The 12,031-nt window shown below is 41.8% G+C and carries 9 protein-coding genes and 1 pseudogene; 9 read left to right on the top strand and 1 reads right to left on the bottom strand.

Annotated features, from left to right (window positions below; genetic code table 11):
* Positions 1-105: 105 nt before the first annotated feature.
* From dapF to AC058W_RS06025, 8 genes are all read left to right on the top strand, one after another.
* Positions 106-954, top strand: a complete 849-nt coding sequence (gene dapF / locus AC058W_RS05990; protein ID WP_117674250.1) for a diaminopimelate epimerase — start codon at positions 106-108, stop codon at positions 952-954.
* 336 nt (positions 955-1,290) lie between these two features.
* A protein-coding gene (prfB, locus tag AC058W_RS05995) for a peptide chain release factor 2 (RefSeq protein ID WP_117674251.1) occupies positions 1,291-2,401 on the top strand; the annotation gives its coding sequence in 2 pieces (ribosomal slippage) (positions 1,291-1,365 and positions 1,367-2,401; 1,110 coding nt in all).
* 220 nt (positions 2,402-2,621) lie between these two features.
* A complete protein-coding gene (locus AC058W_RS06000; protein ID WP_117674252.1) occupies positions 2,622-3,077 on the top strand; it encodes an ACT domain-containing protein in 456 nt (151 codons plus the stop codon).
* Between the two features lie 6 nt (positions 3,078-3,083).
* Positions 3,084-4,298 (top strand): homoserine dehydrogenase, encoded by a 1,215-nt coding sequence (locus AC058W_RS06005; RefSeq protein WP_479389819.1) that lies wholly within the window; start codon positions 3,084-3,086, stop codon positions 4,296-4,298.
* A 163-nt stretch (positions 4,299-4,461) separates the two neighbouring features.
* Positions 4,462-5,670 (top strand): aspartate kinase, encoded by a 1,209-nt coding sequence (locus tag AC058W_RS06010; RefSeq protein ID WP_117674254.1) that lies wholly within the window; start codon positions 4,462-4,464, stop codon positions 5,668-5,670.
* Positions 5,671-5,684: 14 nt separating this feature from the next.
* Positions 5,685-6,752: a DUF975 family protein gene (locus tag AC058W_RS06015; protein ID WP_119243829.1), complete on the top strand. Its 1,068-nt coding sequence runs from the start codon at positions 5,685-5,687 to the stop codon at positions 6,750-6,752.
* A gap of 186 nt (positions 6,753-6,938) precedes the next feature.
* Positions 6,939-8,219: a M28 family metallopeptidase gene (locus AC058W_RS06020; protein ID WP_119243828.1), complete on the top strand. Its 1,281-nt coding sequence runs from the start codon at positions 6,939-6,941 to the stop codon at positions 8,217-8,219.
* Between the two features lie 194 nt (positions 8,220-8,413).
* Entirely contained in the window at positions 8,414-10,573 is a 2,160-nt protein-coding gene (locus AC058W_RS06025) for a Tex family protein (protein WP_117674257.1), read from the top strand.
* Between the two features lie 87 nt (positions 10,574-10,660).
* Here the strand turns inward: AC058W_RS06025 and AC058W_RS06030 are convergent, their stop codons facing one another.
* Positions 10,661-11,554 (bottom strand): LysR family transcriptional regulator, encoded by an 894-nt coding sequence (locus AC058W_RS06030; RefSeq protein WP_117674258.1) that lies wholly within the window; start codon positions 11,552-11,554, stop codon positions 10,661-10,663.
* Between the two features lie 198 nt (positions 11,555-11,752).
* Between AC058W_RS06030 and AC058W_RS06035 the strand changes: the two are divergent.
* A pseudogene (locus AC058W_RS06035) lies at positions 11,753-12,031 on the top strand (hypothetical protein); the annotation flags it as partial.

A 12,031-nucleotide genomic window follows, 5' to 3' on the forward strand; every position in this document is an offset into this window, starting at 1 on the left:
AATATAATAAGCCTATAGTAAGTAAAAGAAGAATATGACAGATTAGTAGAAAGTGATTTTGAAAGAATATATTTGTGAGTGATAGATAAGGAGAGGGATGCGGCTATGGCAAATACAATTATTATGAGTAAATACCAGGGACTTGGAAATGATTATCTTATTCTGGATCCAAAGAGGAACAGGGTGCAGCTCCAGGGAAAGAAAGTTGCCCTTCTCTGCCAGAGAGGATTCGGATTGGGAGCAGACGGCGTGCTCTATGGACCGGTAGAGATTGAGGGAAAACTTGGGGTGCGTATTTACAATGCAGACGGAAGTGAGTCAGCAATCAGTGGAAATGGTGTGCGTATCTTTGCAAAGTATCTGATGGATCAGGGATATGTTACAGAGAAGAAATTTGACATTGAAACCTTGTCCGGTACAATTCAGGTAGAATGTCTGAACAGCCGTGCAACGGAATTTAAAGTAAATATGGGAAAACCATCGTTTATTTCCAGCGACATTCCGGTATCCGGTGAAGTCCGCGAAGTAATTAAGGAAGGGTTTATGTTCCATGGAAAAGAATATAAAGCTACCTGTCTGACAGTAGGAAATCCACATTGTATTATTTTTACAGATAATGTAAGTGCAGAAGCTGTCAGAAATCTGGGACCTTATGTGGAAAACGCGGATGAATTTCCGGAGAGAATGAACCTGCAGATCTGCCGCCAGATTGACAAAGGAAATCTGGATATCGAAATATGGGAAAGAGGTTCCGGTTATACAAAGGCATCCGGAACAGGAAGCTGTGCGGCAGCGGCTGCGGCATATAAATTGGGACTTGTGGAATCCCGCATTAATGTAAACCAGCCTGGCGGAATGATTCAGATTGATATTGAAGAGGACGGAACAATCTACATGACAGGTACGGTCGGATATATTGCAGATATGAGTGTGGCGGAGAGCTTTTTCTCATAAAAATCAAAAAATTTTATAGAGTTGCCTATAGCCCGCAGTAAAGATTTGGTTACTGTTCACATCTACTATCCCGCGAGGCGTATTACTGAGAGCGGAGTGAACAGTAACAAGATTTGTGCTGCGGATAATTCTTTATTTGTATTTTGATGGAAGATATGCTATTATTTTAAACGAGTCAAACAGCGTAATGGAAACTGTTTGCAGGGTTATCGACAAGTGGCGGAACGAATTACAAGTGTTCGTCTGTTATACTTGTCTGAACAGAAAATCCAGTCGGATATCGTAAAAATCTGACAAAGAATATTTATATTTAAAAATAAGAAAGTGGGTGAAGCTGTGGTTGAATTAGACCAGTTCAAGAGCATTCTTGCAACTTATACAGAACCATTAGTGGAAGTGAGGGATTCACTTTGACCTCGCTAACAAAGAGCAGAAGGTCGAAGAATTAGAGCGCGAGATGGAAGCGCCTGATTTCTGGGATGACGCAGAAGTTTCCCAGAAGAAAATGAAAGAATTAAAAGACATGAAAGATGACATGGAGACTTATCAGAATCTGATTACTCAGATGGAAGATATGGAAACCATGATCGAGATGGGATATGAGGAAAACGATCCTGCATTGATTCCTGAGATTCAGGAGATGCTGGATGAATTCCAGAAGGATTTCGACAATATCCGTATCAAGACACTTCTTTCCGGAGAATATGACAGTGAGAACGCCATCATCAAGTTAAATGCAGGTGCAGGCGGAACAGAAGCCTGTGACTGGTGCGGCATGCTTTATCGTATGTACAGCCGCTGGGTAGATAAGAAAGGTTTCAGTCTGGAAGTGCTGGATTATCTGGATGGTGATGAAGCAGGCATTAAATCTGTTACATTCCAGGTAAACGGAACAAATGCTTATGGTTATCTGAAGTCAGAGAAAGGAGTTCACCGTCTTGTGCGTATCTCTCCTTTTAATGCGGCAGGTAAACGCCAGACTTCTTTCGTATCCTGCGATGTTATGCCGGATATCAAGAAGGATCTGGATGTAGAGATCAATGATGACGATATCCGTATCGATACTTACCGAAGCAGTGGTGCCGGCGGTCAGCATATCAATAAGACATCATCTGCCATCCGTATCACACATTTCCCGACCGGAATCGTGGTACAGTGTCAGAATGAACGTTCTCAGCATATGAATAAAGATAAAGCAATGCAGATGCTGAAAGCGAAGCTGTATCTTCTTAAGCAGCAGGAAGCAGAGGAGAAACTTTCCGGTATCCGTGGAGAGGTAACTGATATCGGATGGGGAAATCAGATCCGTTCTTATGTCATGCAGCCATATACTATGGTCAAGGATCATCGTACAAACGAGGAGACCGGAAATGTGGATGCAGTGCTTGACGGCGGAATCGATATCTTTATCAATGCATATCTGAAATGGATCGCGCTGAAGAAATAAAACATTAGAAAAGGCTGTCCCGGATTACGACAGCCTTTTTCGCGTTGTATAAATAGTTGAGCGTTTTATGGTGATTTGTAGATATATTATGCGATGTAGGAAATACAGATGAGATAATCTGTTTATGCAGAAACATATTTCTTGCGTATTTTTGTCCATTGTGATAAGATATCCATTATATGAAAACAAATGTCTTTAAGAAACGGACAGGTAAATTGATATGCAGAAACAAGTATCAGAAAAAAAGAAATATTTTGTAGTAAGGGAACGCGCGGTTCCGGAAGTGCTGTTAAAGGTCGTGGAAGCCAAGAAGCTTCTTGATTCCGGCAAGGTGGACACTGTGCAGGATGCGGCAGAGCGCACAGGAATCAGCAGGAGTTCTTTTTACAAATACAAAGATGATATTTTTCCATTTCATGAAGAAACCAGGGGAAAGACAATCACCTTTATCATCCAGATGGATGATGAACCGGGGCTTTTGTCGGTTGTCCTGCAGACAATTGCACGGTTTCATGGAAACATTCTTACCATTCATCAGAGCATTCCGATCAACGGAATTGCCACACTTACTTTGAGCGTGGATATTCTTCCGGGAGAGGGAGATGCGGAAGCAATGGTTGAGACAATTGAACAGAATGAAGGAATTCACTATCTGAAAATACTAGGCAGGGAGTAAAAGAAAATGATCAATGTAGCAATTTTAGGATATGGCACAGTTGGAAGCGGTGTATTTGAAGTATTAAACACAAACAAAGAGAGCATTACAAGACGTGCCGGAGAGGAACTTAACGTAAAATATGTCCTGGATCTTCGTGATTTCCCGGGACAGCCGGTAGAAGAGGTTCTGGTTCATGATTATGAGCAGATTGTGAATGATCCGGAAGTGGATATCGTAGTAGAGGTTATGGGCGGTGTAGAGCCGGCTTATACTTTTGTAAAGAAAGCACTTCTGGCAGGAAAGAATGTATGTACCTCCAATAAAGCTCTGGTTGCAAAACATGGCCGCGAACTGATGGATATCGCGAAAGAAAAGAGCATTAACTTCTTATTCGAGGCAAGCTGCGGCGGCGGAATCCCGATCATCCGTGTGATCAATTCCTCTCTTACAGGAGATGAGATTGATGAAGTGACAGGTATCCTGAACGGAACAACCAACTACATGCTTTATAAGATGAATACAGAAGGCTGCGAGTTTGATACGGTATTAAAAGAAGCACAGCAGAAAGGATATGCAGAAGCAGATCCTACCGCAGACGTAGAAGGATATGATGCATGCCGTAAGATTGCGATTCTTTCTTCTCTTGCCTATGAGAGATATTTTGATTTCGAAGATATTTATACAGAGGGAATCACAAAGATCACACCGGAAGATATGGAATATGCTGCGAAACTTGGCAGAACTATCAAACTTCTTGGAACCAGCCGCAGACTGGCAGACGGAACCTGTTATGCAATGGTAGCACCGTTTATGCTCGGTCAGAACAGCCCTCTTTACAGTGTAAATGATGTGTTTAATGCAGTATTTGTACATGGAAATATGCTTGGAGATGCCATGTTCTATGGAAGCGGTGCAGGTAAACTTCCTACAGCAAGTGCTGTAGTTGGTGATATTGTGGATGCTGCCAAACATCTCCATGTTAACATTGTGACAAACTGGAACAGTACTCCGGCAGTATTGAAACCACTGGATGAAGTGACAGGAAAGTTTTTTGTGAGAATCAAAAAAGAAGCAGCAGAAAAAGTGAAGAAGGTATTTGGTGATGTTGAGATCATCAGCCTGGGACAGCTTCCACAGGAATGTGCAATTATCACTGATGAAATGACACAGGGAGAATTTGAAGAGAAGCTGACTCAGATCGGGGATCAGGTACTTGCAAAGATTAGAGTAAAAGATTGATAAACTGACAGATTTCGTGTATCATATAGTGTGCCTGATAAGGTGGACGCTGATACAAAACTTCAGATAAATATTTGTACAGTGATTACTGTAAACAGAACAGGAAAGGGAAGATATGAGAAGCTTCTCTTTCCTGTAAACTTATTATGGAGGAAGCAAAAAGATGTTAATTGTCAAGAAATTTGGCGGTACATCGGTTGCAAATAAAGAACGTATCTTTAATGTTGCCAACCGCTGTATAGAGGAGTACAGAAAGGGAAATGACGTGGTAGTTGTTCTGTCTGCGATGGGCAAATATACAGACGAACTGATTACGATGGCGAAGGATATTAATGAGAAACCGCCGAAAAGAGAGATGGATATGCTCTTTACGATCGGTGAGCAGATGTCCGTTGCTTTGATGGCAATGGCGATGGACAAGCAGGGAGTTCCTGCTGTTTCCCTGAATGCATTTCAGGTTGCCATGCATACAACAAGTGCTCACGGAAATGCACGTTTAAAGAGAATTGATACAGAGCGTATCAGAAGAGAACTGGATAGTAAGAAGATCGTAGTTGTTACCGGCTTCCAGGGAGTTGACAAGTATGATGATTATACAACTCTTGGAAGAGGCGGTTCTGATACAACAGCAGTTGCGCTCGCGGCAGCTCTTCATGCAGACGCATGTGAAATTTATACAGACGTAGATGGGGTTTATACAGCAGATCCGCGTAAGGTTCCGAAAGCAAGAAAGCTCAAAGAGATCACTTATGATGAAATGCTTGATCTTGCGACTCTCGGAGCAGGTGTACTTCATAACCGTTCTGTAGAGATGGCTAAGAAATATGGTGTGCCGCTTGTGGTACGTTCAAGTTTGAATAACAGCGAAGGAACCGTGGTAAAGGAGGAAGTTACAGTGGAGAGAATGTTGATCAGCGGTGTTGCTCTGGATACAGATGCAGTGAGAATCGCAGTAATCGGATTAAAAGATGAGCCGGGTGTGGCTTTTAAATTATTTGATACCCTTGCAAAGAAGAATATTAATGTAGATGTTATTCTGCAGTCTATCGGACGTGCAGGCAAGAAGGATATTTCCTTTACTGTAGACGGAAATGACCTGGATGATGCTGTTGCAACTCTGGATGCAAATCAGGCAAGACTTGGATATGCAGAACTGCATTCTGAGAGAAATATTGCGAAGCTTTCCATCGTAGGAGCAGGAATGATGAGCAATCCTGGAGTAGCTGCGAAGATGTTTGAGAGCCTTTACAATGAAGGTGTAAATATCAACATGATCTCCACGTCTGAGATCCGTGTGACAGTTTTGATCAATGAAAAAGATGGTGTGCGTGCGATGAATGCAGTGCATGATGCATTTAATCTGGCCGACTGATTTAGGAGAATTTAATGACACAGAGACGTGAATTAAAAAGATATGCAAAACAGGCAATGTCAGGCAAATATGGAACGCTTATCCTGGCATTTGTTGTGGTGCAGGCGCTGGCGCTGATCAGCAGCATGCTGTCCTCCGCGCTGTTTCCGGGCGAGAAAACACTTGACCTTGTATTGGGATATGCATTTACATTTATTCTGACATTGCTGATCAATGTGATATCGGCAGGATTGAATTATATGTACCTGAATATTGCAAGAGGAAAAGCATATTCACTAAATGATTTGATTTATTTTTATAAACATCACCCGGACAGAGTGATCGTTGCTACTTTTTTTCTGGCAGTGCTTAACTTGCTTACCATGTTGCCATATACCATTTATGGAAACACGAATACACCGGCTGAAGGTGCTTCTCTGGAGGCGCAGATTACCTGGATGTATACAAGTATTTTCCTGATGCTTGTGGGAATGATCGTTTATCAGATTTTGTCTATTCCGCTGGAAATGACATATTATATTCTGGCGGACAGACCGGAACTGAAGGGAACAGATGCTCTGAAAGAAAGTATCGAAATGATGCAGGGAAACTTTGGAAGATATCTGATGCTTAAGATAAGTTTTATTCCGCTGATGTTCCTTTCTGTCTTTACATTTTATATTGCACTTTTGTGGGTACTGCCTTATATGATCATGACAGAAACCATGTTTTATCGTGATCTGACAGGAGAACTCACTGCACAGAAACAGGAAGAGGAACGTAATGCACAGGAATTCGTAAATCCGATGTTTGGCGGAACATTTGGGGAAAATCAGCAAAATCAGCAGCAGTTCTGGAGTGTGACAGGTGATTCATCAGTGGCTTCGGATGAGAACAAAGAAGTGCAGAATAATGCAGCAAGTGAGAATACCCAGGATAGTTTGTATGGTTCTGTGGAAAATAATAGAACGACACAGGATAACCCATATGATTCTTCAGAGAGTAAAGAAGTACAGGACAGCCTGCAGAGTCAGACAACTCCGGAAGAGGAAGAAGATAACGAACCAAAACCATGGGATGAATACTTCAATAGCTTGAAATAAAATCATAATATGAAAGACCTTTAACTGGCACAATGTAAAAATGTTGATAAAGGTCTTTTTTTATTTTTATTAATTTGGTTTTACTGAATTTTCTCATTTATAATGGTGGAAAAAACTTATACGTAAATGGTATAATAGGAATAATTGCTGGTAGTATAAATATATTTGAGAAAGGTTTTTACAATTATGAACACAAATGAAATCAGTGGAAAACGTCAGATGGAGTTTCTGGCGGAGTTTGATTATATCAGAGAGGCAGGAAGTGTAGGAGAGGAAAAAGCAGCAACGATTATTCAGGAAACATTGAATAGTTTTGGTGTGGAGAATCATCTGGAAGAGTTTTGTTTTGAAACTTTTCAGGTAAAAAAGGCGAAGCTTACGATAACGGAACCATATGCAAAAGAATACATCGTAACCGGATATGGAAGATGTGCCAATACAGATGAGAATGGACGGAATGCATCTTTTTTGTATGTGGAGAATGCTGATGAGATCAGCCTCGCAAATGCCAGAGGGAAAATTGTTATGGTAAATGACCCGGTAAGAAAGGAACTGTACCAGAAACTGGTGAAAGCAGGTGTAGCCGGTTTTATAAGTATTGTCGGTTCCCCATTGGACGAGGGCGTAGATTTGACACCGCGTGCATACAGCTTACCGAAGAATCTGCCAGGTGAAGAGAAAAAAGCAGCCGGGAAAGAAGCGGCAAATTATGACAATAGAATTCCGGGTGTAAGCATTCATTATAAAGATGCTGTCGAATTAGTGACAAGAGGGGCGGCTAGGGCCTGCCTGTCTGTAGAACAGGAGACAGTGGCACGTACATCCCGAAATGTAGTGGCACGAATCAAAGGAACAGATAAAGCAGAGGAGATCCTGACTCTTACTGCACACTATGATTCCGTACCAGAGGGACCTGGTGCTTACGATAATATGTCCAGTGCCGCGATCATCATGGAGCTTTGCAGATATTTCAAAGAGCACAGACCACGCAGAACAATGGAATTCGTATGGTTTGGTGCAGAAGAGAAAGGTCTGCTGGGAAGTCAGAATTATATCAAAATTCATGAAAATGAACTTTCGGCACATCGTTTTAACATGAATGTAGATCTTGCCGGACAGCTTGTAGGCGGAACTGTGGCAGGTGTCACCGGTGATGCATCTGTCTGCAGTATACTCACATATATGGCTCATGAAATCGGTATCGGAATGTCAACGAAGAACCAGATATGGGGAAGTGATTCCAATACTTTTGCATGGAAAGGCATTCCTGCCATGACTCTGAACAGAGATGGGTTTGGCATGCATACCCGTCACGATACCATTGCACTGCTGTCAGACTGGTCACTGGAGAGAAGTGCAGTTTTGCTCGGCTATATTGCAGACAGACTGGGAAATATTGAAAGCTTTCCGTTTGAACGGAAAGTGCCGGAAGAATTTATTGCACAGCTTAATGAATATTTTGGGTAATTTACTTTTTATACGCTGTTATTCTGTGGGATTTTGACATATGTATGCCAAAATCCCGCACTTGACAAATTACCGCCAGATTGATACCCTATCACAAGAGCGTTTTTTATGCTATGGAAGAAAAACAATGTGGATGCAAGGGTCGATTACACGCATCTGCATTCTGAAAAGCAACAAGAGGAGATAAAAAATTAATGGATATTATTCAGGCAATTACACAGGAACTGAAAGTGGAGAAATGGCAGGTAGAAGCCGCAGTCAAATTAATTGACGAGGGCAACACCATCCCATTTATTTCCCGATACAGAAAAGAAGCAACAGGTTCTCTTAATGATGAGCAGCTTCGTACTCTTTCAGAGAGACTCACTTATTTAAGAAACCTGGAAGATAAGAAGAATCAGGTGTTAAAGAGTATTGAAGATCAGGGCAAACTGACAGAAGAACTGAAGAAACAGATCCTGGATGCACAGACACTGGTAGTAGTAGAGGACTTATACAGACCATACCGCCCGAAACGCCGTACACGTGCGACAATCGCAAAGGAAAAAGGTCTGGAGCCATTGGCAGATATTATCCTTCTGCAGATGACAGATAAACCGGTAGAAGAGGAAGCCAAAGCATATATTTCTGAAGAAAAAGGCGTTAAGAATGTAACTGAGGCATTAAACGGAGCGAAAGATATCATTGCAGAGCGTATTTCTGACGAAGCGGATTATCGTATCTATATCCGTAACCTGACCACAAAGAACGGAAGCATTTCTTCTACAGCAAAGGATGCAGATGCACAGTCAGTATACGAGATGTATTATGAATTCGAAGAGCCAATCAAGAAACTGGCAGGACATCGTATCCTAGCATTAAACCGCGGAGAAAAGGAGAAATTTATCACTGTAAAGGTAAATGCTCCGGAAGAAGATATTCTCCGTTACCTGAACAAGAGAATCATTATAAAAGACAACCCAAATACAACATCAATCCTGAAAACTGTAGTAGAGGATAGCTACAAGCGTCTTATCGGACCTGCAATCGAAAGAGAAATCCGCAGCGACCTCACGGATAAGGCAGAAGACGGTGCAATCCATGTATTTGGCAAGAACCTGGAACAGCTTCTGATGCAGCCTCCAATCGCCGGAAAGGTCGTACTTGGATGGGACCCTGCGTTCCGTACAGGATGTAAGCTGGCTGTTGTAGATGCAACAGGCAAAGTTCTGGACACTACAGTTGTTTATCCGACAGCACCGACAACAGAGAAGAAAATCCGTGCTGCCAAGGATACAGTAGAGGGAATGATCGAGAAATACGGCGTTTCTCTTATTTCAGTAGGAAATGGTACTGCGTGTCGTGAATCTGAGCAGGTAATCGTAGATATGCTCAAAGAAATTCCGGAGAAGAAGGTACAGTACGTGATTACAAATGAAGCAGGTGCATCTGTTTACTCTGCAAGTAAACTTGCTACAGAAGAATTCCCGAACTTTGATGTAGGACAGAGAAGTGCGGCTTCTATCGCAAGACGTGTGCAGGATCCGCTTGCTGAACTTGTAAAAATCGATCCGAAATCTATCGGTGTAGGTCAGTATCAGCATGATATGAATCAGAAGAAACTGGATGAAGCATTAAGCGGTGTCGTAGAAGACAGCGTAAATAAAGTCGGTGTTGATTTAAACACGGCATCGGCATCTCTGTTAGAGTATATTTCCGGTATCAGCAAAGCAATCGCCAAGAATATCGTAGCTTACAGAGAAGAGAACGGACAGTTTACAGACAGAAAAGAACTTCTCAAAGTTGCAAAATTAGGACCGAAAGCATTTGAACAGTGCGCAGGTTTCATGCGTATTTCCGGTGGAAAGAATCCGCTGGATGCGACAAGTGTACATCCTGAGAGTTATGAAGCAGCAGCGGCACTCCTTAAGAAACTTGGATATAAACCAAATGATGTTGTGGCAGGAAATCTGCTTGGACTTTCCCTGCAGGTAAGAGATTACAAAAAGATGGCAAACGAACTGGGAATCGGTGAGATCACACTTCGTGACATCGTGAAAGAACTGGAAAAACCGGCACGTGACCCGCGTGATGATATGCCGAAGCCGATCCTTCGCTCCGATGTACTGGAGATGAAAGACTTAAAAGAAGGAATGGTTCTCAAAGGAACAGTCCGTAATGTTATTGATTTTGGTGCATTCGTAGATATCGGAGTTCATCAGGACGGTCTGGTGCATATTTCCGAGATGACAGAGAGATTTATCAAACATCCTCTCGAAGCAGTAAGTGTAGGAGATATCGTAGATGTAAGAGTGATCGGAGTTGATATGAAGAAAAAACGTATCAGCTTATCCATGAAAGGATTAAATAAATAACATCAATAAAACAGGGATTGCCACTGCAGACCAGATATCTGCAGGAGTGATCCCTGTTTTTGGGGGTACTGCTGTCTGCAGTAACAGTTATTCAGTTTCCCGATGTGAGGTGAGATGTTCTTCAAGACTGCGGGCAGCGATGCTCTGTGGTCTTTTTACGTTGCGGATCAGACAGATTTTTCGCTCCGGAAGAGGTTCCTCGATAGGAATCTGCACGATTTTGCCCCTCGCGATATGCTCAGCGGCAAGTTCTTCCGGAAAGAATCCGATTCCCAGGTTATGCTGTACCATAGGAAAAATCTGGTCTGTTGTTGCCACTTCCATATCCGGCGAGAAGGGAAGATTATGGCGCATGAAGTACTGCGTATATAATTCCCTTGTACTGGTGCCCGGTGCGATTCCGATCAGGGGGATATCCTGCAAGTCCTGCAGACGGTGTTTTCTGGAGGCAATTTCTGCATATTCCTCTCCGCCGATAAGAATCTCCCGGAAAGAATACAGAGGAACTCTCTGGAGAGGCTTCTTCAGCGCAACAGGAGTAGTGACTACTGCGAAGTCTACCAGTCCGTTTTCCAGAGCCTGGACTGCCTGCGGTGTGGAATGATTGGAAATTCTAAGCTTCACATGTGGATAATGATGGTGAAAAACTTCCAGTTCATTCAGCAGAAACAGGCGCAGTGCGATTTCGCTGGCTCCGATATTGACAAGTCCACTCTCCAGCCCTTTGTCCTTGAGAAGTTCATTTTCACCGGATACAAGCTGTTCTATTGCAATAGAAACGTGTTCAAAAAGACGCTCGCCCTCAATTGTCAGCTGTACTCCACGATTAGAACGGATAAAAAGTTTGCATCCCAGGTCGTTCTCAAGGATATTCATACAGCGGGTGATGTTGGGCTGATTATTTCCCATAACGTCGGCTGCTTTGGAAAAGCTCTTGTACTGAGCTACATAATAAAAAATACGATAATAATCAAGAATCATAATACAGTCGGCTCCTTATGCTATATAAAAATAGAATATCTGATATAGAAAAATAACGTTTGTATATCAATGTGTGAATCAGTATAATACGACTGGGTCAAAAAATCAATATAAAAGTCCTGACAATAGGACGAAGACCGTTACTGAGAACGAAGTGAACAGTAACCGGAGACCAAAAGGAAAGGGAGATTACCGAATATGACAACAGCAAATAAGACAATTAAGATTAATGACGTAGAGGCGGCAAAAAAACTGGTCTGTGCGGCAGTCAGATGTCCATTTGATATTGACATTGTATCTAAAGGAAAAATTTTTATTGATGCCAAATATAAAAAAAAAAAAAAAAACTTAATTTTTTTTTTTTTTTTTTTAAAAAAAAAAAAAAAAAAAAAAAAAAAAAAAAAAAAAAAAAAAATTCCAAAAAAAAAAAAAAAAAAAAAAATTAATGTAGTTACATTTTTTATCTATGGCTTGGAT

The organism is Blautia sp. CGZ-1-C1, assembly GCF_056504575.1.

Excerpts from the sequence above, each read along its gene's own strand:
- AC058W_RS06000 (WP_117674252.1), top strand. The coding sequence starts at position 2,622 with ATGCAGAAACAAGTATCAGAAAAAAAGAAATATTTTGTAGTAAGGGAA.
- AC058W_RS06020 (WP_119243828.1), top strand. The coding sequence starts at position 6,939 with ATGAACACAAATGAAATCAGTGGAAAACGTCAGATGGAGTTTCTGGCG.
- AC058W_RS06015 (WP_119243829.1), top strand. The coding sequence starts at position 5,685 with ATGACACAGAGACGTGAATTAAAAAGATATGCAAAACAGGCAATGTCA.
- dapF (WP_117674250.1), top strand. The coding sequence starts at position 106 with ATGGCAAATACAATTATTATGAGTAAATACCAGGGACTTGGAAATGAT.
- AC058W_RS06010 (WP_117674254.1), top strand. The coding sequence starts at position 4,462 with ATGTTAATTGTCAAGAAATTTGGCGGTACATCGGTTGCAAATAAAGAA.
- AC058W_RS06025 (WP_117674257.1), top strand. The coding sequence starts at position 8,414 with ATGGATATTATTCAGGCAATTACACAGGAACTGAAAGTGGAGAAATGG.
- AC058W_RS06005 (WP_479389819.1), top strand. The coding sequence starts at position 3,084 with ATGATCAATGTAGCAATTTTAGGATATGGCACAGTTGGAAGCGGTGTA.
- AC058W_RS06030 (WP_117674258.1), bottom strand. The coding sequence starts at position 11,554 with ATGATTCTTGATTATTATCGTATTTTTTATTATGTAGCTCAGTACAAG.